General features: G+C 62.5%; 19 protein-coding genes and 1 tRNA gene. 7 read left to right on the top strand and 13 right to left on the bottom strand.

The annotated features are described in order from the left end of the window. Window positions 1-21: 21 nt before the first annotated feature. Window positions 22-477 carry a Cu(I)-responsive transcriptional regulator gene (gene cueR, locus G365_RS0101160; protein WP_019643662.1) on the bottom strand — a complete coding sequence of 152 codons (456 nt, stop codon included), beginning with the start codon at window positions 475-477 and terminating at the stop codon, window positions 22-24. A 190-nt stretch (window positions 478-667) separates the two neighbouring features. Continuing rightward, window positions 668-2,896, bottom strand: a complete 2,229-nt coding sequence (locus tag G365_RS0101155; protein ID WP_019643661.1) for a heavy metal translocating P-type ATPase — start codon at window positions 2,894-2,896, stop codon at window positions 668-670. A gap of 261 nt (window positions 2,897-3,157) precedes the next feature. On the opposite strand from G365_RS0101155, the gene G365_RS0101150 reads away from it, so the two are divergent. From G365_RS0101150 to lexA, 5 genes are all read left to right on the top strand, one after another. Then, window positions 3,158-3,748 (top strand): anthranilate synthase component II, encoded by a 591-nt coding sequence (locus G365_RS0101150; protein ID WP_019643660.1) that lies wholly within the window; start codon window positions 3,158-3,160, stop codon window positions 3,746-3,748. Window position 3,749: 1 nt separating this feature from the next. Continuing rightward, entirely contained in the window at window positions 3,750-4,784 is a 1,035-nt protein-coding gene (trpD, locus tag G365_RS0101145) for an anthranilate phosphoribosyltransferase (protein WP_019643659.1), read from the top strand. Between the two features lie 5 nt (window positions 4,785-4,789). Continuing rightward, the gene (trpC, locus tag G365_RS0101140) at window positions 4,790-5,587 is read left to right on the top strand and encodes an indole-3-glycerol phosphate synthase TrpC (RefSeq protein WP_019643658.1); all 798 of its coding nucleotides are present in this window, start codon (window positions 4,790-4,792) and stop codon (window positions 5,585-5,587) included. Window positions 5,588-5,589: 2 nt separating this feature from the next. Further along, complete coding sequence (moaC, locus tag G365_RS0101135; protein ID WP_019643657.1) at window positions 5,590-6,066, top strand: cyclic pyranopterin monophosphate synthase MoaC; 477 nt, start codon at window positions 5,590-5,592, stop codon at window positions 6,064-6,066. A 166-nt stretch (window positions 6,067-6,232) separates the two neighbouring features. Beyond that, window positions 6,233-6,952, top strand: a complete 720-nt coding sequence (gene lexA, locus G365_RS0101130; RefSeq protein ID WP_019643656.1) for a transcriptional repressor LexA — start codon at window positions 6,233-6,235, stop codon at window positions 6,950-6,952. 15 nt (window positions 6,953-6,967) lie between these two features. Here the strand turns inward: lexA and G365_RS19800 are convergent, their stop codons facing one another. Beyond that, window positions 6,968-9,319, bottom strand: a complete 2,352-nt coding sequence (locus G365_RS19800; protein ID WP_169545020.1) for a ComEC/Rec2 family competence protein — start codon at window positions 9,317-9,319, stop codon at window positions 6,968-6,970. A 223-nt stretch (window positions 9,320-9,542) separates the two neighbouring features. Here G365_RS19800 and gltX point away from each other — a divergent pair, with 223 nt between their 5' ends. Both gltX and gltA read left to right on the top strand, forming a co-directional pair. After that, window positions 9,543-10,949 carry a glutamate--tRNA ligase gene (gene gltX / locus G365_RS0101120; protein ID WP_019643654.1) on the top strand — a complete coding sequence of 469 codons (1,407 nt, stop codon included), beginning with the start codon at window positions 9,543-9,545 and terminating at the stop codon, window positions 10,947-10,949. Between the two features lie 242 nt (window positions 10,950-11,191). Further along, window positions 11,192-12,496, top strand: a complete 1,305-nt coding sequence (gltA, locus tag G365_RS0101115) for a citrate synthase (protein WP_019643653.1) — start codon at window positions 11,192-11,194, stop codon at window positions 12,494-12,496. 195 nt (window positions 12,497-12,691) lie between these two features. Here the strand turns inward: gltA and G365_RS0101110 are convergent. The 10 genes from G365_RS0101110 to livM form a co-directional block, all read right to left on the bottom strand. Beyond that, a tRNA-Lys gene (locus tag G365_RS0101110) sits at window positions 12,692-12,766 on the bottom strand. A 146-nt stretch (window positions 12,767-12,912) separates the two neighbouring features. Beyond that, window positions 12,913-13,422 carry a peptidylprolyl isomerase gene (locus G365_RS0101105; protein WP_245554670.1) on the bottom strand — a complete coding sequence of 170 codons (510 nt, stop codon included), beginning with the start codon at window positions 13,420-13,422 and terminating at the stop codon, window positions 12,913-12,915. Between the two features lie 124 nt (window positions 13,423-13,546). Next, on the bottom strand, window positions 13,547-14,047 hold the full coding sequence (gene coaD, locus G365_RS0101100) for a pantetheine-phosphate adenylyltransferase (RefSeq protein WP_019643651.1): 501 nt from the start codon (window positions 14,045-14,047) through the stop codon (window positions 13,547-13,549). A gap of 167 nt (window positions 14,048-14,214) precedes the next feature. Further along, a complete protein-coding gene (gene gyrA, locus G365_RS0101095; protein WP_081628414.1) occupies window positions 14,215-16,878 on the bottom strand; it encodes a DNA gyrase subunit A in 2,664 nt (887 codons plus the stop codon). A 332-nt stretch (window positions 16,879-17,210) separates the two neighbouring features. Beyond that, window positions 17,211-17,810, bottom strand: a complete 600-nt coding sequence (ssb, locus tag G365_RS0101090) for a single-stranded DNA-binding protein (RefSeq protein ID WP_019643649.1) — start codon at window positions 17,808-17,810, stop codon at window positions 17,211-17,213. Between the two features lie 206 nt (window positions 17,811-18,016). Continuing rightward, window positions 18,017-19,120 (bottom strand): branched-chain amino acid ABC transporter substrate-binding protein, encoded by a 1,104-nt coding sequence (locus G365_RS0101085; RefSeq protein WP_019643648.1) that lies wholly within the window; start codon window positions 19,118-19,120, stop codon window positions 18,017-18,019. A gap of 225 nt (window positions 19,121-19,345) precedes the next feature. Continuing rightward, on the bottom strand, window positions 19,346-19,690 hold the full coding sequence (locus G365_RS0101080; protein ID WP_019643647.1) for a DUF6867 family protein: 345 nt from the start codon (window positions 19,688-19,690) through the stop codon (window positions 19,346-19,348). Continuing rightward, window positions 19,690-20,400, bottom strand: a complete 711-nt coding sequence (locus G365_RS0101075; protein WP_019643646.1) for an ABC transporter ATP-binding protein — start codon at window positions 20,398-20,400, stop codon at window positions 19,690-19,692. The genes G365_RS0101080 and G365_RS0101075 overlap by 1 nt, the downstream gene beginning before the upstream one ends. Next, the gene (locus G365_RS0101070) at window positions 20,400-21,305 is read right to left on the bottom strand and encodes an ABC transporter ATP-binding protein (protein ID WP_019643645.1); all 906 of its coding nucleotides are present in this window, start codon (window positions 21,303-21,305) and stop codon (window positions 20,400-20,402) included. The genes G365_RS0101075 and G365_RS0101070 overlap by 1 nt, the downstream gene beginning before the upstream one ends. After that, window positions 21,305-22,597, bottom strand: coding sequence for a high-affinity branched-chain amino acid ABC transporter permease LivM (livM, locus tag G365_RS0101065; protein ID WP_019643644.1), 1,293 nt, complete (start codon window positions 22,595-22,597; stop codon window positions 21,305-21,307). The genes G365_RS0101070 and livM overlap by 1 nt, the downstream gene beginning before the upstream one ends. Window positions 22,598-22,600 lie beyond the last annotated feature (3 nt).

Genomic DNA, 22,600 nt, shown 5'->3' with positions numbered 1-22,600 from the left:
CGCAGCGGTACGGCAGCCGGATCATACCCGGCTTTCCCGGAATGACGAGTGATGTTCGCAACACCCCTCCTCTGCACGGTCTGCACCGCTCTCTCCGGCCAGCCGGTCAAGGATGGGACAGTCAGGGCGATCATCCCCGTGGCAGTTCCGCATCAGATCTGTCAGGGCCTGCCGCATTGCGGTCAGCTCAGTCATCTTGCGGTCAATCTCCGCCACCTGCTGTTCGGCCAACGCCTTCACTTCGGCACTGGTCCGGCTGCGGTCCTGCCACAGGGTCAGCAGATGCCCGACATCCTCGACACTGAAGCCCAGAGACCGGGACCGGGCGATAAAGCGCAGAATGGTAATGTCACGCGCGCCATATACCCGGTATCCGGCCTCCGTCCGGGCCGCGGCCTCAATCAGACCGATACTTTCATAATAGCGGATGGTTTTGGCGGTCAGCCCGGTCTCACGGGCCAGCTGAGAAATGTTCACAGTTTTTGCCCTTTTATATGTTTGGTTTTTTGTCTCTTTGGTCCCTCAAGCGCCGGGCGCGGGCATCCGCCCGCTTGGCTTACGCGCCCACGCGGGCGCGGGCCCTCAATGGGCCAGTCGGTCTGCTCCGCAGACCTCCGTCTCTTTGGTCCCCCAGACGCCGGGCGCGGGCATCCGCCCCTTTGCCTCCTCACCTCAGTGCCTCCGGGGCTTTCCAGCGGCGCAGCAACAGTGAGCTGGTCACCACAGAGACACTCGAAAAAGCCATCGCCGCCCCGGCCAGTGCCGGGGACAACTGGCCTGCCATCGCCAGCGGCAGCGCCACCACATTGTACCCAAAAGCCCAGATCAGATTGTGCCGGATCTTCCGCCATGTCGCCGCCGAAACCGACAGGGCCGCAACCAGCACCAGCGGATCACTGCGCATCAGGGTCAGCCCGGCGGTCTGCATCGCCACGTCACTGCCTGCCCCCATGGCAACCCCAAGGTCGGCCTGCGCCAGCGCCGGGGCGTCGTTAACGCCATCGCCCACCATCGCCACCACCCGGCCTGCCGCCTGCAGCGCCGCGACCTCAGCCGCCTTGTCAGCGGGCAGAACCTCTGCCCGTACCCGGTCAACTCCGACTGCTGCCGCCACGGCCTGCGCCGTCACCCGGTTGTCGCCGGTCAGCATCACGGTCTCTGCCCCCGCAGCCTTCAGCAGCGTCACGGCCCGGACCGAGGACGGGCGGACCGGATCACTGACAGCCAATGCCCCCAGCAACCGCGCTTCCGCCGCCAGCCACATCACGGAGTGCCCCTGACGCTCCTGCGACACGGCCCAGTTTTCCAGCGCGGCGGTGTCAATGCCGCGTTCCTGCATCAGACGGCGGGAGCCGATCCACAGGGCCTGCCTTTCTACCGCCGCTGTTGCGCCCCGCCCGGTCAGGGCCTGAAAATCCTGCAGGGGCGGCACCGCCAATGCCTCCGCTTCGGCCTGTTCGCGCACGGCTTTTGCCAGCGGATGCTCACTGCCCTGCTGCAGGGCAGCCGCAAGACGCAACACCTCCCGCCGGTCCAGCCCCGCCGGATCATGCACCATGATCCCGGTCAGCACCGGATGCCCGGCGGTCAGGGTGCCGGTCTTGTCAAACACCACCGCCGTCACCCGGTGCGCCACCTCCAGCGCCTGCGCATCCCGGATCAGAATGCCGTGCCGTGCCGCCACCCCGGTGCCGACCATCAGGGCCGTCGGCGTTGCCAGACCCAGCGCACAGGGGCAGGCAATCACCAGTACCGACACCGCTGCCACAAAACCCGCCTCCAGCGATCCGCCGATCAGCCACCAGCCGAAAAAGCTGATACCCGCCAGCGCCACCACCACCGGCACAAAAACCGCCGAGACCCGGTCAACCAGCTTCTGCACCGGCGCCTTGCCGGTCTGGGCCTGCTCCACCAGTGTGATGATCCGCGACAGGGTCGCCTCGGCCCCCACCGCCGTCGCCTGCACCGTCAGCAGTCCGTTCCCGTTGACCGACCCGCCGATCACCCGGTCACCCGGCACCCGCTCCTGCGGCAGGCTTTCGCCGGTCAGCAGCGCCTCATCCACGGCGCTGGTCCCGTCAACAACCGTACCGTCCACCGGGACCCGTTCTCCCGGGCGGACCAGAACACGGTCCCCCGTGCGCACGGCCGCCACCGGCACTTCCACCACCCGGTCGCCCTGCTCCACGCGCGCCGTTTCCGGCCGCAGCGTCATCAGCGCCCGCAGCGCGGCACCGGCAGAACGCTTGGCCCGGCTTTCCATCACCTTTCCCAGCAGCACCAGCGTAATCACCACCGCCGCGCCTTCAAAGTACAGCGCCAGATGCCCGCCGTGCAGCGGATCAGCCGTCAGCACCCGCCACGCCGAAAACGCCCACGCCGCCGTGGTGCCCAGCACCACCAGCACATCCATGTTGCCGACCCCGCCCCGCAGCGAGGCAAACGCCCCACGATAAAACCGGGCCCCGATCCAGAACTGCACCGGCGTTGCCAGCAACAGTTCCTGCCAGGGGGTCAGCAGCATCGTTCCGCCCAACAGCGGCGGCAGCATATTCAGCACCAGCGGCAGGGTCAGCGCCGCTGACAGCACAAACAGAACCACCTCCCGCCGGGCTCTGGCGGCGGCCTGCCGCTCCAGATCCGCCTCGGCGGCGGTGCTGTCTTCGGCCAGCGGAACGGCACCGAAGCCCGCCCGCTCCACTGCGGCCACCACGGCAGCCAGACTCAGCGCCTCCCCGCCGTCGACCGCAGCCTTTTCGGTGGCAATATTGACGGAAACAGCGCGCACCCCCGGCACTTTGCCGATGACTTTCTCAAGCCGGGTGGCGCAGGCGGCACAGGTCATGCCGGTGATGGCAAACGATGTATGGTCAGAAGATACAGGCGATGCTGTCATGGTCGGGACTCCCGGTGGTCCGCGTGATCTGTCATTGGCATCACCCTGCACCTTCCTGTCACAGGAAGGTCAAGCGGAAAAATCATCCCTCCGCCAACGGCAAAAATCACCGATGCCGCTGCTGTGGCTTGACGCACCGGCAGCCGCCGCCCATTCTGGCGGCCTCACCGCCACCGCGTGACCGGGTCCAAACCAGGGCACTTACCGGGGGCCTTCCTGAATGGCACGCCATCGCCATTTCATTTAAGGGGTTATGATCTGATGTTTACCCTGATCGACAACTACGACAGCTTTACCTATAACCTGTGGCACTACCTCGGTGATCTGGGGGCAGAGGTGAAAGTGGTGCGGAACGACGCCGCCACCGTTGACGAGGTTTTAAGCTGGCGCCCGCAGGGTATCATCCTTTCTCCCGGCCCCTGTGACCCCGACCGTGCCGGGATCTGCCTTGAGCTGATCCGCCGCGGGGCCGGGGCCGTGCCGATTTTCGGCGTCTGCCTCGGGCATCAGTCGATCGGTCAGGCTTTCGGCGGGCGGGTGATCCGTGCGCCGCAGCCGCTGCACGGCAAGGTCAGCGCCATCAGCCATCAGGGGCGCGGTGTGTTCGCCGGGCTGCCCAGCCCGTTTAACGCCACCCGCTATCATTCCCTGATTGTCGAACGCGCCACCCTGCCCGACTGTCTTGAAGTCACTGCGGAAACCGCCGACGGCCTGATTATGGGGCTGGCGCATAAAGAGTTTCCGATTCAGGGCGTGCAGTTCCACCCGGAAAGCATCGCCAGCCAGCATGGCCATGACCTGCTGCGCAACTTCCTGACTGACTGCACCGCCCCGAGCCAGAAAGCCGCCTGACATGTCCGGACTGAAAGACATTCTCCCCCGCCTTGCTTTGGGCGAAACCCTGAGCGAGGCGGAAGCCGAAGCCGCCTTCAACATCATCATGACCGGGGAAGCCACCCCGTCACAGATCGGCGGCTTTCTGATGGCCCTGCGCCTGCGGGGCGAAACGGTTGAGGAAATCACCGCCGCCGCCCGTGTCATGCGCGGCAAAGCCCACCGCCTGACGGCCCCCGCCGGGGCGATTGACGTGGTCGGGACCGGCGGCGACGGGGTCGGCACCTTCAATATCTCCACCGGGGCGGCACTGGTCATCGCCGGGGCCGGGGTGCCGGTCGCCAAGCACGGCAACCGCGCCGCCTCGTCCAAATCCGGCTCGGCTGATGTGCTGGCGGCGCTGGGCGTCAACCTTGATGCCGACATGGCGCTGGTTGAGCAGGCCATGCGCGACGCCGGGATCGGCTTTATGATGGCGCAGCGTCACCATGCCGCCATGCGGCATGTGGCCCCGGCCCGCACCGAAATGGGCATGCGCACCATTTTCAATCTGCTCGGCCCGCTGACCAATCCGGCAGGGGCATCGTTCCAGCTTCTTGGCGTGTTCGACGCCCGCTGGCTGGAACCGATCGCCGCCGCCCTGCTCAACCTGGGGCTGACCCGGGCAATGGTGGTGCATGGCTCCGACGGGCTGGACGAGGTGACCACCACCGGCCCGACGCTGGTGGCGGAACTGCGCGACGGTGCGGTACGGCGGTGGGAAATCACCCCGGAGATGGCCGGCATCCCCCGCGTACCGCTGGACGCCCTGAAGGGCGGTGACCCGGACCATAATGCGCAGGTGATCCGCGATATGCTCAACGGTGCCCCCGGCCCGTACCGTGACATCGTGGTGCTGAACGCCGCCGCCGCCCTGATGGTCGCCGGTAAGGCCGGTGATATCGCCGCCGGGGCTGATCTGGCCCGTGCCGCCATCGACAGCGGCGCCGCCCGCACCGCACTGGAACGTCTGGTCGCCGTGACCAACACCCCCACCCCCCGCGAACAGGACTGACGACCGTGAGCGACGTTCTCACCCGCATCTGCGACACCACCCGCGCCGAAGTGGCCCGCCGCATCGCCGCCCGCCCGCTGGCAGAGGTGGAGGCCGCAGCCCGCACCGCCGATGCCCCGCGTGGGTTTGCCAACGCCCTGACCCGCCATGTCGGCGACGGGCGCTATGGCCTGATCTGCGAAATCAAAAAGGCATCGCCCTCCGCCGGGCTGATCCGGGCTGATTTTGATCCGGCGGTGCTGGCCCGCGCCTATGCCGCCGGCGGCGCGAGCTGCCTGTCGGTGCTGACCGACGGGCCGTTCTTCCAGGGGCATGACGACTACCTCATCGCCGCCCGCGCCGCCTGTACCCTGCCGGTGCTGCGCAAGGACTTTATGGTCGATCCCTATCAGATCGTCGAAGCCCGCGCCCTGTCAGCCGACTGCATTCTGCTGATCATGGCGGCGCTGTCTGACGCGCAGGCGAAGGAAATGGAGGATCTGGCCCTGTCACTGGGCATGGATGTGCTGATCGAGGTCCACGACGCCGAGGAGCTGGACCGGGCCCTGACCCATCTGCGCTCGCCGCTGATCGGGGTCAACAACCGCAATCTGAAGACCCTGAAGACAGACATTGCCACCACCGAGCTGCTGGCCGCCCGTGTGCCCGCCGACCGGGTTCTGGTGTCAGAAAGCGGTCTTTACGCCCGCTCCGACCTTGACCGGATGGCCGAAGCCGGGGCCAGACGCTTCCTGATCGGTGAAAGCCTGATGCGGCAGCCGGATGTGACCGCCGCCGTGCAGGCCCTGTTGCAGGCAGCCTGAGCATGGCCGATCTGTCGCACTTCGACGCGCAGGGCAACGCGTGGATGGTTGATGTCTCCGACAAAGACATCACCGAACGCAGCGCCACCGCCAAAGGCAGCGTCTTCATGCAGCCGGAAACCCTGCGCCTGATCGCGGCGCGGGGTTTTAAAAAGGGCGACGTCCTCAGCATCGCCCAGCTGGCCGGGATCATGGGGGCCAAACGGACCCCGGACCTGATCCCGCTGTGCCATCCGCTGGCCCTGACCAAGGTGGAGGTCACCCTGACCTGTGACACCGACCGTAACGCGGTCGAGATCACCGCCACCTGCAAACTGAAAGGCCGGACCGGGGTGGAGATGGAAGCCCTGACCGCCGTTTCCGTCGCCGCGCTGACCGTGTACGACATGTGCAAGGCGGTCGATAAGGGCATGCGGATCAGTGACATCCGCCTGACCCACAAAGAGGGCGGAAAATCCGGCCTGTATCAGGCTGACTGACCCCTGCCACCGGAACGGGGGGCCATACCACCGATAGTTTGTAATTGACGGACTTTCGGAACCAAAGTAGAACAAACAGAACAGTTTATTCTTTGTTCTTCTTTGGTGTGGCCTACCCAGCCGCGCCTTTCTCCGCGTCTCCGGGTCCGGGCCAGAGGATTTTGCCATGCTGACCAGCAAACAGTACGAACTGTTGCGTTTCATCGAAGCCCGCCTGCGGGAAACAGGGGTTTCCCCTTCCTTTGACGAGATGAAGGCGGCACTGGATCTGAAATCCAAAAGTGGGATCCACCGGCTGATCACCGGATTGGAAGAACGCGGTTTCATCCGTCGTCTGCCGCATCGTGCCCGCGCGCTCGAAATTCTCCGTCTGCCCGAAAACATGACCGCCACCGACCCAGCACCGGAGCCGGTGGCGGCCCCTGCCCTGCCAACCGGCACCGTCATTCAGGGGAACTTTACCCCTGCAATCTCCGGGGCGGTGATGGCTGAAACCAGCGATGCTGTCACCCTGCCCCTGTACGGACGGATCGCCGCCGGGACCCCGATTGAAGCCCTGCGTGATTCCTCCGATCAGGTCGAAGTTCCGACCGCCCTTCTCGGCCCCAGCGGGGAACATTACGCCCTGACCGTCGCCGGTGACTCCATGATCGAAGCCGGAATCCTCGACGGGGATACCATCATTATCCGCCGCTGCGAAACCGCCGAGAACGGCGCGATTGTCGTCGCCCTGATCGACCATAACGAAGTGACCCTGAAGCGCCTGCGCCGCAAGGGCAGCTCCGTGGCGCTGGAACCGGCCAACCGCGCCTACGAAACCCGGGTGTTCGGCCCGGACCGTGTCACGGTACAGGGGCGGCTGATCGGCCTGCTGCGGTCCTACTGATTTTCATAGCCTGCCCTATGGCGCACCCTGCGGAACCGGAGCAGCCTCACCGCTGTCTCCGGTTTCCTCGTTTTCAGTGGCCTCCTCTTCGCCGGTCTGACGCGCCAGCGCCCTGGCCTCCTGCCTGTTCCGGCGGGCACGCTCCTGCCCCAGCAACGACCACGGGCGGTCGCCCTGTGCATCCGCCACCGTTTCGATCCGCAGACGGGGCTTGGTGTCTCCGTCCGTCGGGCCATCCCAGTAGACAACATGGGTGCCGAGCCGCCGCAGGGCCCAGCCGTCAATAATCCGGGCCCCACCACACCCCTGACGCAGGGCAGACCAGGGCGGCAACGATACCGCAGAAACCATCACCGGCACCTGTCCGCAATCCTCGGCCACCGCAGCGGCGCTGCGGGCCAGGGCAATCAACGGCCCCTGCGCCCCGGCAGGGGTATACAGGCATCCGGCGCGGTCGCAGGCCAGCAGGTCCCCGCCTTCGGAAGCCGGGGAGAAACCACGCTCTTCCCATGCATCCGGGCCGGTTCCCCAACGGCGGGTCCAGCCATCGCGGGCAAATCCATTGGCCCGCCCCGGGGACAGGGCCAATCCATCCCCGGAGCGCACAGCCTGCAACACCCCGTCCCCATGCAGCACCGCGACCGGCAGCTGATATGTCACCGCGCTCAGGCCGAAAGCCCCGGCCATCACCAGCGCACCAGCCCAACGCAGACGGCCGGACCACAGGCAGATCAGTAAAAAGCCGGTCACCGCCAACAGCAGCTGTACCATAGACAGGGGCGGCAGGGTCAGCACCGCCCCCGGCAGATCCGCCACCCCTGCCGCCACCTGCTCCACCGCCCACAGCGACCAGCGCAGCACCGGAAACGTCAGCGCCTCCCACCCGAACGGCATCAGCAGCACCGCCAGCAACAGGCCCGGCATGATGCTGACCCCGACCAGAGGAATCGCGGTCATATTGGCCAGCACGCCATACACCGAGTAGGTCTGAAAATGGAAAATCGAGAACGGCGCAGTCGCCAGACCGGCCACCGATGTGGAGACCACCACCCCCAGCGTATAAACCACCCCGGCACGGAGTGACCCCACCACCGGCCCCTGCGCCCGCCCCCGCCAGCGGGACCAGCGCGGCCCCCAGTGATCAAACGTGACGATCAGCACCAGAACGGCGGCATAAGACATCTGAAAACTGGGGGACAACAGCGCATCGGGCCGCAGCATCAGCACCAGCAGCGCTGAAAGACCCAGCACATGCAGCGACAGCGCCGAGCGGTCAACCAAGATTGCCGCCACCATCACCGCCCCCATCACATAAGCCCGCTGCGCCGGGATCGAGACGCCGGAGATGACCAGATAAACGGTCATCATCACCAGCGCCAGCAGGGCGCTGATCTTTTTAATATCCCACCGCAGCGCCACCGGAGGGACCAGCGCCAGCCCGCCGCGCAGCAGCACCAGTACCGTTGCCGCCGCCAAAGAAAAGTGCAGCCCGGAAATCGACAGCATGTGCGCCAGCCCGGATGCCCGGTAGACGGCCACGGTCTGCTCAGGGATTGCCCCCATCTCGCCAGTGACCAGCGCCGCCGCGACCGCCCCCTCGCTGCCACCGATCCCATCGCGCAGGCGGGCCCCGATGGACAGCCGCAGACGCTCCACGGTATCAACGGCGGACCGCCACACCGTACCGTCAGCGCTATCGCCCCTCTCGACCGGACCAAGGCTGTAGCCGACGGCGCCGATCTGCTCGAACCACGCCGTACGCTGAAAATCATATCCGCCGGGAATTGACGGGACCGGGGGCGGCATCAGTCCGGCCCGCAGGGAAACCCGCTGACCGACGGCAAAGATATTTTCACCCTCAGCCGCCCCCCGGCGGACGGATAAACGCACCCGGGCCGGGGTCTGATCCGGTGGAGTACGGTCAATCCGCAGATCGGTCAGAATCAGCCGCCGGTCCTTTTCCCGTTCCTCCACCGCAGCAATGGTGCCGGTCAGACGGGCCGTGGTCTGCCGCTCCCACACCGGGGCGGACAGCCGGTGCGCATGAAGCTGCGCCACGCCAAACCCGGCCATCAGCACCGCTGCGAACAGGGCGCTTACGCCCCACCCGCCGCCGCGCCAGATCCCCACCAGCCCGGCACAGAGCCCGACAGCAAGCAGCAGCACCCCCACCCAAAGGGGTGGCTCCGCCGGCACGGCAAAATAAATCCCGACTCCGGAGCCGAAACAGATCGCCAGCACCGCCGCGCCGCCGCCGGGGGCCGGACGGAGTGCGGCCGCACCCTGTGCGGTAAAAAAGGCAAGCCGGAGAAAAAGGCGGCGAAGCCTCGAAAAATATTCATCCTTCGCCACCACCATGGTACGCATCCCTTGCTGCAAGCGCGCAAGGAATATGCTACAGACTCTCCCGGCTTGCCAATTGCTGCCTATCACGGCAGGATGCAGCAACCCAAAAGGATAGGGCCGACCGTGTGAGCCTCTCCCTGTTTCCGCCCCGGCTACAGACCGTGGTCCCCGGCGGAACCGAGAATGCCGGACGGGCGGCTGACGCTCTAGAGCAAGAACACAAGAATAAGGTCCAGGCACCGGCATGACCGTCGTTACCCGCTTTGCCCCCTCTCCGACGGGCTTTCTTCACATTGGCGGCGCGCGCACCGCGCTGTTTAACTGGCTGTACGCCCGCCATATGGGCGGCCGCTTCCTGATGCGGATCGAGGACACAGACCGTGCCCGATCAACCCCGGAAGCCGTGGATGCCATTTTCGACGGCCTGAAGTGGCTGGGGCTGGACTGGGATGAAGAACCGGTCTTCCAGTTCTCCCGCGCGGCCCGCCATGCCGAGGTGGCCCTGGGGCTGCTGAAGGAAGGCAAGGCCTATTACTGCTATTGCTCGCCGGAAGAACTGACGGCGATGCGGGAAGAACAGAAGGCCAGCGGCCAGCCGATGCGCTATGACGGGCGCTGGCGTGACCGGGACCCGTCAGAAGCGCCGGAAGGCGTGAAGCCGGTGGTCCGCCTGAAGGCCCCGCAGGAAGGCCAGACCGTGCTGACCGATCTGGTTCAGGGCGAAGTGACCGTCAACAATGCCCAGCTGGATGACATGGTCCTGCTGCGCGCCGACGGGACCCCGACCTACATGCTGTCCGTGGTGGTCGATGACCATGATATGGGCATCACCCATGTCATCCGTGGCGATGATCACCTGACCAACACTTTCCGCCAGATTCAGCTGTTCAAAGCCTGTGGCTGGGATCTGCCGACCTTCTCCCACATCCCGCTGATCCACGGGCCGGATGGTGCCAAGCTCTCCAAGCGTCATGGCGCGCTGGGGGCGGAAGCCTACCGTGACATGGGGTTCCTGCCGGAAGCGATGCGCAACTATCTGCTGCGTCTCGGCTGGGGCCGCGGTGATGAGGAAATCATTTCCACCGAACAGGCCATTGAATGGTTTGATATCGCTGATGTCGGCCGCGCCCCGTCGCGCTTCGACATGGTTAAACTGACCAGCCTGAACGGCCACTACCTGCGCCATGCTGACGATGCCCATCTGCGCGACCTGATCGTGCCCCGCATCGAAGCCGCGCTGGGTATCACTGTCAGCGACAGCCAGAAGGCCCTGCTGCTGTCCGCCATGGACAGCCTGAAGCAGCGTGCTAAAACGCTGGTTGACCTGACGGAATCAGCCCTGTTCTACGTCCGTCAGCGCCCGCTGGCACTGGATGAAAAAGCGGCCAAGCAGATGGATGCCGACGGCAAAGCCGTTGTCAGCGCCCTGCGCGACCGCCTGTCACAGGAAACCGCCTGGACCCGCGAACAGCTGGAAGAGGCGGTCCGCATCTTCTCGGAAGAGAAGGAGCTGAAACTGGGCAAAGTCGCCCAGCCCCTGCGCGCGGCACTGTCGGGTTCGACTGTTTCCCCGCCGATTTTTGAAGTCATGGAACTGCTTGGTAAAGACGAAAGCCTTGCCCGTCTGGGTGATGTTCTCGCTGCGGGCTGACATCCCGCCGCCCTGTGCGGCCCTGTCTTAATTTTTATGCTACCGGAGAAAGACCCACCCGTCCTGGGCCCCTTTCTTCCGGCATTTACCCCCGCTGCCTCCGGCGTCGGCCAACCGGACCGGAGCAGACGGAAAAATCGATAAGCGGCCCGGGCGCGCAGCCTGCTGCAGTCCGGGTCACGGCAAAATCGGGTCTCCTCTCCGGGGACCAGAGAAAACAACACCAAAGTGAGGTTTTGCGCATGTCGAACGGAAAGAATTCAATTACCGTCGTAGACAACCGGAACGGTGCGTCTTACGAATATCCGATCATTGACGGCTCCACCGGCCCGAGCGTCGCGGACATCCGCAAATTCTACGGTGAAACCGGCCTGTTTACCTATGATCCGGGCTTCACCTCCACCGGCTCCTGCGAGTCCAAGATCACCTACATCGACGGCGATGCCGGCGTTCTGCGCCACCGCGGCTATGCCATCGAAGATCTGGCTGAAAACTGCGACTTCCTCGAAGTGGCTCACCTGCTTCTGCGCGGCGAACTGCCGAATACCGCTGAGCGCGAGACCTTCGAAAGCACCATCACCCATCACACCATGGTGCATGAGCAGCTGACCCGCTTCTATCAGGGTTTCCGCCGCGATGCGCACCCGATGGCGATCATGTGCGGCGTGGTCGGCGCCCTGTCGGCCTTTTATCACGACTCTCTGGATATCAACGATCCGCATCACCGCATGGTGTCGCAGCATCGCCTGATCGCCAAGATGCCGACGATTGCCGCCTGGGCCTACAAGTACTCCACCGGCCAGCCGTTCATGTACCCGAAGAACAACCTCAGCTACGCTGAGAACTTCCTGCACATGATGTTTGCCACCCCGTGCGATGAATACAAGGTCAATCCGGTTCTGGCCAAGGCCATGGACCGCATCCTGATCCTGCATGCTGACCACGAGCAGAACGCCTCGACCTCCACCGTCCGTCTGGCCGGTTCTTCGGGTGCCAACCCGTTTGCCTGTATCGCTGCTGGCATCGCCTCCCTGTGGGGTCCGGCTCACGGCGGCGCCAACGAAGCCGTGCTGAAGATGCTGAACGAAATCGGTCACAAGGACCGTATTCCGGAATTCATCAAGCGCGCCAAGGACAAGAACGACTCGTTCCGTCTGATGGGCTTCGGTCACCGCGTCTACAAGAACTACGATCCGCGCGCCAAGATCATGGCCCAGACCTGCAAGGAAGTTCTGGACGAACTCGGCGTCCACGACGAACCGCTGCTGCAGATCGCCATGGAACTGGAACGGATTGCGCTGGAAGACGAATACTTCGTCGAAAAGAAGCTGTACCCGAACGTGGACTTCTACTCGGGCATCATCTTCCGCGCCATGGGCATTCCGGTCTCCATGTTCACCTGCCTGTTCGCTCTGGCCCGTACCACCGGCTGGATCGCACAGTGGGGCGAAATGATCGAAGATCCGCATCAGAAGATCGGCCGTCCGCGTCAGCTGTTCACCGGTGTTGCCGAACGCAAGTTCGTCGCTCTGGCGGACCGCCCGTAAGACGCCCTGCCCGTCAGGGTAAGGCAGAAAACCCCGGCACAGGATTGTGCCGGGGTTTTTCTTTATCAAAGGCCGCCAGCCTTCAGGCAGGCCTTATGCGCCCTTTGAAATCAGCGCAAAGCATCGAGAGGCCTGCAAAGATTTTGGATACAAAAAAACCGGCAACGCATAAGCGGCCGGTTTAAATTTATGTGATGGTGTGCCCGGAAGGATTCGAACCTTCGGCCATTCGATTAAAAGTCGAATGCTCTACCACTGAGCTACGGGCACTTATCACATCTCTGGCGAACCAGATTTTCCTTTTCTTTCACCGTCTTGCTGACGCTCCCCGGTGAAGAGGGCCGCAAGATACTCAGTGCGGCCCTATCGGTCAACCCCTAAATCTCAGATTTTTTTAAAAATCTGAGATCCCCGCCTTATTTGGCGTCGGCGGCAACCTGCATCTTCACGATGGCATCCGGATAAGCGACCTTGCCGTTGTTGTTGCGGTCACCCTTCTTGATCTGATCGACAAAGTCCATGCCTTCGACGACCTCACCCCAGACGGTGTACTGACCATCAAGGAAGGCAGCCGGAGCAAAGCAGATAAAGAACTGGCTGTCGGCGGAATCCGGGCTCTGGGCACGGGCCATCGACAGGGTGCCACGGACGTGCTTCTCCTTGGAGAATTCGGCCTTCAGCTTCTTCCCGGAGCCGCCCATGCCGGTGCCGGTCGGGTCACCGCCCTGCGCCATGAAGCCATCAATCACGCGATGGAACACGGTGCCATCGTAGAAGCCCTGACGGACCAGTTCCTTAATACGGGCAACATGGTTCGGGGCCAGATCCGGGCGCATCCGAATAACGACGCGGCCAGCGGGAAGGTCAAGATACAGGGTGTTTTCCGGATCCAGCTTCGGGGCGGCATCAGCGGAGGGGGAGGTCATGGCAATAAAAACTCCGATCAACAGAACGAGAAGTACTTTAACAAACCGCATGGGACGATCCATCTCTATCGGCAGATCCGGCCCTCTTGTCCGGGCATCTGCGGCCCGCCCGAAGGGCACCCGGTCACGCGTCGCGACCAAAGCGCTCCAACAGGGCCTCCTTCACCACAGCAGGAACAAAGGAGTCAATCACTCCATCCAGCTTGGCAATTTCTTTCACAAAGCGGGACGAAATGAACTGGCAGCGTTCCGACGCCATCAGAAAGATGGTTTCAACCGTCGGATCCAGCCGGGCGTTCATTCCCGCCATCTGAAACTCGTATTCAAAGTCCGACACCGCCCGCAGACCCCGCACGATCACCGCCGCGTTCTGCTCTGCGGCAAAGCGCATCAGCAGACCGCTGAAGGGCTTTACCTCGATCACGGTCCCGTTGGTTTTCAGCCCTGCGACGGCGGCACGGGTCAACTCCACCCGCTCATCCAGAGAAAACAGCGGCCCCTTGCCCGCGTTAATCGCGACACCGACCACCAGCCGGTCCAGCATACGGGCGGCACGGTTGATAATGTCGAGATGGCCGTTGGTCACCGGGTCGAATGTGCCCGGATAAACTCCGATCCGCTCCATTCTCCCTCCCTCCAGTTGTTAGCTTTTATCGTTCCGGCGGAAATCCGTCTGCTGCGGAAGCCGCCGCACATAATGCCTACCATCAACAATAAGGCCGGGCATACCCCTTTTTCGTGATATGCCCGGCCTCACTCTCTCAAACATCACAGTACGGAACAGGCAGCCCCTTATCCGACATCGGTGACGGCTTCGGTCTCCGGTTCGTCACCGGCATCGTCGGCCTCATCCCCGACCATATCCCGCAGATGCGCCACCGAAACCACCCGCTCGTCCTCAGCGGTACGGAACAGGGTGACCCCCTGCGTCTTACGGCCTGCACTGCGCACATCATTGACCGGCATACGGATCAGCTGACCACCATCGGAAATCAACATAATCTGATCGTCATTGTTGACCGGGAAGGATGCCACCACCCGACCGGTCTTGCCGGTCAGATCCATATTGGCAATCCCCTGTCCACCACGGCCGACAATCCGGTATTCGTACGCGGATGTCCGCTTCCCGAAGCCATTTTCGGTGACCGTCAGAATAAATTCTTCGGTATCCGCAAAGGCCTTGAAGGCTTCCGGCGACAGGGCATCGGCGGCAGAGGCATCTTCCGCCTCGCCTTCCGCCCGGCGCAGGTGCGCTGCCAGCCGCAGATAGGCATCGCGTTCCGCCACGTCAAAACTGACATGGGTCAGCATGGACATGGAGATCACTTCATCGCCGTCACTGAGGCGGATCCCCCGCACACCGGTGGAGTTGCGGCCTGCGAAAACACGGACATCAGCCACCGGGAAGCGGATCGCCATGCCGTTGCGGGTCGCCAGCAGCACGTCATTCTGGTCGGTACAGGTTGCCACCGCGATCAGGCGTTCACCGCCCTCTTCCAGCTTCATCGCAATCTTACCATTGGACTTCACATTGGTGAAATCCGACAGGCTGTTGCGGCGGACGTTGCCGTGCGATGTGGCGAACATCACGTTCAGATCAGCCCAGCCTTCCTCATTCTCCGGCAGCGGCAGAACCGTGGTGATCGTTTCTCCATCCTGCAACGGCAGCAGATTGACAAAGGCTTTGCCTTTGCTCTGCGGGGTGCCCAGCGGCAGACGGTAAACCTTCTGCTTGTAGACCATGCCGGTGTTGGAGAAGAACAGGATCGGGGTATGGGTATTGGCAACAAACAGCGTGGTGACGAAATCTTCTTCCTTCGTCGCCATCCCGGAGCGGCCCTTGCCGCCACGCTTCTGCGCCCGGTAGGTGGACAGCGGAACACGCTTGACCCAGCCGGTGTTGGTGACGGTGACCGCCATATCTTCGCGCTGGATCAGATCTTCGATGTCGTGCTCGAACTCTGCGTCTTCCAGCACCGTGCGGCGCGGAGTGGCATAGGCGACCCGCATTTCAACCAGCTCAGCGCGCAGAATGCCGAACAGCTTCTCGCGGGATGCAAGGATCGACAGGAACTCTTCGATCTGACCGCCGATTTCGCGCAGTTCGCCGTGGATCTTGTCACGCTCCAGCCCGGTCAGGCGGTGCAGGCGCAGGTCCAGAATGGCTTTGGCCTGCATCTCCGACAGCCGGTACCGGCCATCAACGACCTTATATTCGGGGTCGGCAATCAGTTCGATCAGCGGGGCCACGTCTTCGGCCGGCCAGTCACGCGCCATCAGCTGGTCACGGGCGGTCTGCGGATCGGGGGCACTGCGGATCAGCGCGATCACCGGATCAAGATTGGCGACGGCAATGCCGAGGCCGACCAAGATGTGGGCCCGCTCGCGGGCCTTACCCAGTTCAAAGATGGTGCGACGGCGGATCACTTCCTCACGGAAGCTGATGAAGGCGGTCAGAATGTCGCGCAGGCGCAGCAGTTCCGGGCGGCCACCATTGATCGCCAGCATGTTGACGCCGAAAGAGGTCTGCAGCGGCGTGAACTTGTAAAGCTGGGCCAGCACCACTTCGCCGACCGCATCCTTACGCAGCTCCACCACCACCCGCACACCACGCCGGTCAGACTCATCCCGGATATCAGAGATGCCTTCGATCCGCTTATCGCGGACCAGTTCGGCAATCTTTTCAATCATCGAGGCTTTGTTGACCTGAAACGGAACTTCGGTGATGACGATCGCCTCGCGCCCGGCGCGAATTTCTTCAATATCACACTTGCCACGCAGAATGATCGATCCACGCCCGGTCGTGTAGGCCGAACGGATGCCACCCTTGCCCAGCACAATGCCGCCGGTCGGGAAGTCAGGGCCGGGGACGATCTCCAGCACTTCCTCTTCCGACAGGTCGGGTCGGTCGATCAGGGCACAGCAGGCATCCAGCACTTCGCCCAGATTGTGGGGCGGAATGTTGGTGGCCATCCCGACCGCAATCCCGCCGGCACCATTGACCAGCAGGTTGGGGAAGCGGGCCGGAAGCACAACCGGCTCCTGCACGCTTTCGTCATAGTTCGGCTGAAAATCCACCGTTTCACGGTCGATATCATCCAGCAGGGAATGCGCCGACTTGGCCATGCGGGCTTCGGTGTAACGCATGGCGGCGGCGGGGTCGCCATCCATGGAGCCGAAGTTGCCCTGACCGTCGATCAGCGGCAGACGCATGGAGAAATCCTGCGCCATACGCACCATGGCATCGTAAATGGCAGAATCACCGTGCGGGTGATATTTACCCATCACATCGCCGACGATGCGGGCGGACTTCTTGTATGCCTTATTGAAGTCGTAACCGCCTTCCTTCATCGCATAAAGGATGCGCCGGTGCACCGGCTTCAGGCCATCACGGACATCAGGCAGCGCACGCGACACGATCACGCTCATCGCGTAATCGAGGTAGGAGCGCTTCATTTCGTCTTCGATGGTAACCGGTGTGATATCGAAATCGGAAGGCGTCGGAACGACTGTCTCGGTCAAGGCTTTACTCGATCCAATAGATTTAGAAGAACAGACTTCCCGCCCCCTGTCACAGGGGCAGCCCAGTCAAATCCAGCGCCACATCCAGGGCCCTGCTACAGGGCTGCGGCGTCTTCTCGTGGGGGCAAAATGTAGCACAGACAGGGCGATGCGACAACCGCACAGCGCCCGCTTCTGCACAAGGACCTGTGGTGTTTTCAAACCACCGGCCACACCGGGCCGGAAAGCAAAACCGCCGATCCCAGAAGGACCGGCGGCTGCCCGCATCAGAACGGAATTTCGTCATCAAGATCGGTCGGCGGAGCATCCCACCCCGACCCGGCACCACCGCCGCTGCCGCCACCAAAGCCGCCGCCACCGGACCGGCCACCGCCCTGACCACCACCGGAAGAACGGGACGGCCCCTGATCGTAACCACCGCCGCCAAAACCGCCGCCACCACCGAAACCACCGCCGGTGTCGCCGCCGTAACCGCCATCGCCGCCGCCCATATCGCCGCCGCCGCCGCTGCCGCCACGGGAATCAAGCAGGGTCAGATCACCGCGGAACTGCTGAAGCACCACTTCCGTGGTGTAGCGTTCCTGCCCATTCTGATCGGTCCACTTCCGGGTCTGGAGCTGGCCTTCGACATAGACCTTCGAGCCCTTCCGCAGATAGCGCTCGGCGATTTCCGCCAGATTGGGGTTAAACACCGCAACGCGGTGCCATTCAGTCTTTTCACGGCGCTCGCCGCTCTGGCGATCCCGCCAGGTTTCTGAGGTCGCCAGCGTAAAGTTGACGATCTTCTGGCCGTTCTGCGTCGACCGGACCTCAGGGTCTTTCCCCAGATTGCCGACGAGAATCACCTTATTGACGCTACCAGCCATAAACCGTCACTCCACTCAGACTGTATGCTCTGCGGGGCGGCACCTGTCCCGGCGCCCCCCTGTTGCCGAAATTTACCGGCAGGAGAAAAAAAGAACAAACGGAAAAGCACAAAGATCGAACAGGCCTGCATCAGAATGCCTACACGGCAAAAGGCCCGGCGTTTCCGCCGGGCCCCTGCTTAACCGAACCAACCGGCAGAAGCCGATTACTTCTTGTAGGTGTATTCACCCTTCGACCATTCGTACATGACATAGCCCGGAGCAGTCATGTCACCCTTGGCGTCGAAGCCAAAGTTGCCCAGAACGGTCTCGAACTTGTTGGCATGCAGGGCAGAGGCAACCGGCTTAGCGTCGGTCGACTTCGCCTTTTCCACGGCCTGAGCCCACGCCTGCACAGTGGCATAGGTGTTCAGGGTGTAGGCTTCCGGATCATAGCCAGCCTTCTTGATCGCATCGACGACCGGCTTGGCAGCCGGGTTCAGGCGTGGATCGGGCGAGAAGGTCATCATGACGCCTTCACCGGCATCACCGGTCACGGCCCAGAATTCCTTGGTCACCAGAGCATCGCCGGAGATGACCTGAGTCTTCAGGCCCTGCTCACGCATCTGACGCACGATCAGACCGGCTTCGGTGTGGTAACCGCCGTAATACAGCACGTCCACGCCGTTCTGCTTCAGCTTGGTCACCAGGGTGGAGTAGTCTTTTTCACCCGGGGTGATGGTTTCGTACAGAACTTCCTGCACGCCAGCCTTGTTCAGAGCCTTCTTGGTTTCGTCCGCCAGACCCTTGGAATAGGCCTGCTTGTCGTGGACGATGGCAATCTTCTTGCCCTTATAGTTGTCGGCCAGATACTTACCGGCAACTTCGCCCTGCTGGTCGTCACCACCGACAACGCGGAACACGTTCTCGAAGCCCTGCTCGGTCAGAGTCGGGTTGGTCGAAGCCGGGGAGATCTGCAGAATGCCTTCTTCGTTGTAGATCGCCGACGCCGGGATCGAAGAGCCCGAGCAGAAGTGACCGGCAACGAACTTAACCTTCTGGTTGACGAACTGGTTGGCGACGGCCACAGCCTGCTTCGGGTCGCAGGCGTCATCGCCGACCACCAGATTCAGCTTCTGACCCATCACGCCGCCCTTGGCGTTGATATCGGCAACAGCCTGCTCGGCCCCGCGCTTCATCTGCTCACCGAAAGCGGCATACTGCCCGGTCATCGGACCGACGGTGGCGATGGTGATGTCGGCATGGGCGGTCCCGGCGGACAGGGCCATGACGGCGGCGGCAGCAAACAGACCCTTCTTAAAGTTAGCCATATTCCTAGGTCTCCCTGATTATGATGGGTAAAGTTGCACCCAAACAGTTCTGTTCAATTCTGCTGTGAACAGCGCTGGAATGAACAGTCCTGGTGCGATCCGGCGGGGCGGTTCAGACAGCCTCCTCTGATTATCTGAACGCGCCCGTTACGATGGCCGGACATACCAAGCCGTTGTCTTAACTGTGCTTTGCCTCTTCGGCGAAATCAAGGCACGTTATTGATTTTATGCGCCTTTTTTTTGCCATCCGAACAGACCGGACCGTTCGTACTGCCACGGATATTGCATGACCATACGGGTGGTCAGGGTCATCCGGTACGACAGCAGAGCGATAACCATCAGCACCGCAGTGCCGATCACATAGCCTGACAACGACAGCAGTTGCCCTTTGAACAGCGCGAAGATGAAAAAGCGGTTCGCCGCGCCGAGCAGAAGGATATAGGGAATCACCTGCACCATTTTACGCCAGGTGACGGCCAGGGCATTGCCCACCATATAGGCCAGCCAGCCGACAAAGCCGCAGGTGAAGATAACGAAAACGAGCGGAGAGGTTCCGAGCAGACTGTCCATCAGTGACCCCCTTCCAGATAAGCGGCACGGATTTCCGGGTTGGCCAGAAGCTCAGCTCCCGAACCGGCCAGCGTAATCTTGCCGTTAACCATCACATAGCCACGATGGGCCAGCTTCAGGGCATGGAAGGCGTTCTGTTCGACCAGAAACACCGTCATCTTCTTCTCACGGTTAATGGTCTTGATCGCATCGAAAATGCCCCGGACCACCAACGGCGCCAGCCCCAGAGACGGCTCATCCAGCAGCAGCAGCCGCGGGCGGGCCATCAGGGCGCGGGCAATGGCCAGCATCTGCTGCTCACCGCCCGACAGGGTCCCGGCGCGCTGGTCCTTACGCTCTTTCAGGCGCGGGAACATCGCGAAGGACATTTCCAGATCATCATTGAAATACCGCGGGTCAGAGCGCAGGGCCCCCATCTGCAGGTTTTCATAGATGGTCATGCGGGGAAACACGCGGCGACCTTCCGGCGACTGGGCAATGCCCCGGGTCACCAGTTCGTGGGTCGGCAGACGGGTGATGTCCTCGCCTTCAAAAATGATCTTGCCTTTGGCAGCGCGGGGGCTGCCACAGACGGTCATCAGCAGGGTGGTCTTACCCGCCCCGTTAGACCCGATAAGGGTCACGATCTCGCCTTCATTGACGGTCACATCAACGCCCTTCAGGGCTTCGATCTGGCCGTAGAAGGTATGAACTCCCTGAACCTGAAGCATCATACGTCCTTCCCAGCGTTGCGGGCCAGGTCATTCTTGACCGTCTGCGGCAGGTCTTCGTCGTCAGACTCACCCAGATACGCCTTGATCACCGTCGGGTCATTCCGGACAAACTCCGGGGTTCCGTCAGAAATCTTACGGCCATGGTCAAGAACCACGATGTGATCGGAAATCTGCATGACCACGCTCATGTCGTGCTCAATCAGCAGAATACCGACCCCTTCCTGATCGCGGATGCCCAGCAGCAGCTCGTTCAGTTCCAGCGATTCACGCGGGTTCAGACCGGCAGCCGGTTCGTCAAGGCAGAGAACCGCCGGCTGAATGCACATCGCACGGCAGATTTCCAGACGGCGCTGGTCACCATAGGGAAGGTTACCGGCATCCCAGTCGGCACGGTCATACAGACCGACCTTGTTCAGCCAGTACTTGGCCCGTTCCACTGCTTCCTTCTCCGCCTTCGCATAGCGGTTCATGAACAGCAGACCGGCGAGCGAGAAAGCCGAAGCCTTCATCAGGGCATTGTGCTGGGCAACGATCAGGTTTTCCAGCACGCTCATCCGCGGGAACAGGCGGATGTTCTGGAAAGTACGGGCCACGTCCGCCTGCTGGGCGATCTTAAAGCCTTCCATCCGTTCCAGATAATACCGGCCCTTGCGCGGGTGGGTCAGCATGACGCGGCCCACAGTCGGCTTGTAGAAACCGGTGATGCAGTTGAACACGGTGGTCTTGCCTGCCCCGTTGGGGCCGATCAGCGCCGTGATCTCTTTCTTGCGGGCGGTGAAGGACAGGTCGTCGATGGCGACCAGCCCCCCAAACCGCATGGTAACGTGTTCAATTTCCAGCAGGGAGTCGTCGGAAACCTTGATCTCGTCGTTCCCCGGGCGCGTCAGGTCGTGGAAAAGCATCACGCGCTCTCCTTCTTCGGGTGCAGCCGGATCGTCGGTTCACGGAACGACAGCAGACCATTCGGGCGCCACACCATGATCACCATCATGGCCAGGCCGAACAGCAGCATGCGGTATTCTTCAAACTCGCGGAACACTTCCGGGAGGATGACGACGAAGAAGGCGGCAATCACCACACCAAGCTGGCTGCCCATACCGCCGAGCACGACGATGGCCAGAATGACCGCAGACTCAATGAAGGTGAAGCTTTCCGGGCTGACGAAACCGGCACGCACGGAGAAGAAGGAACCGGCAAAGCCACCGAACATCGCCCCCAGCGCAAAGGCCGACAGCTTGATGTTGGTCGGGTTGATCCCCAGCGACCGGCAGGCAATTTCGTCTTCCCGCAGGGCTTCCCACGCCCGGCCCACCGGCAGCTTGCGCATGCGCTGGGTGAACAGGTTGGTCAGGGTCGCGAGAACCAGAATGACGAAGTACAGGAAGATGATGCGCTGAACCGGAGAGTGGTCAATGCCGAAGAAGGAGGCAAAGGTACCATGATCCCCGTTCTTGAACGGCAGGCCGAAGAAGGTGATCGGCGGAATACCGCTGATGCCGTTCGGGCCGCCGGTGAAGTCGGTCCAGTTGATCAGGATCACGCGGATGATTTCACCGAAACCGAGGGTAACGATCGCCAGATAGTCACCGCGCAGACGCAGCACCGGGAACCCGAGGATAACCCCGAAGAACGCGGCGAACACACCGGCAAGCGGCAGAACAACCCAGAACGACCAGCCGAACTGCGTGGCAATCATGGCGTAGGAGTAAGCCCCCACCGCATAGAACGCCACATACCCAAGGTCGAGAAGACCGGCCAGACCGACCACGATGTTCAGACCCCACCCCAGCATGACGTAGATCATGAAGGTGGTGGCGATGTAGATCACGTAGCGGTCAGGGTAAACAACCGGAAGCAGGACCCCGATGGCCAGACCGGCAAGACCGATCAGCGCCATATTGTTGTGGATCCCCTTCCCGAAGGCGGCGAAAACGCCGCCTTCTGACTTTTTCTGACGGCCTGACAGCAGGATCATCAGGAAACGGCCGACGAACACCGCCGCAATGGCGATGAACAGCGCGTCCCAGCGATAGACCAGACCCAGCTTGGAGCCGAAATTATCAGCCTTCAGTGCCAGAAGCGGCAGCCCGAGCAGGCCGGCCACAAACGCGGCCTTACCGGATTCCTTGAGGGCGGCACCTACGTCGAAGCCTCCCTGCCCCGGCGCGGCCACAGCGTTTTTCATATCCGCCATGGT

Source organism: Novispirillum itersonii subsp. itersonii ATCC 12639 (assembly GCF_000381985.1).
Lineage (GTDB): Bacteria > Pseudomonadota > Alphaproteobacteria > Rhodospirillales > Rhodospirillaceae > Novispirillum > Novispirillum itersonii.
This window is presented reverse-complemented; position numbering and strand designations above follow the sequence as displayed.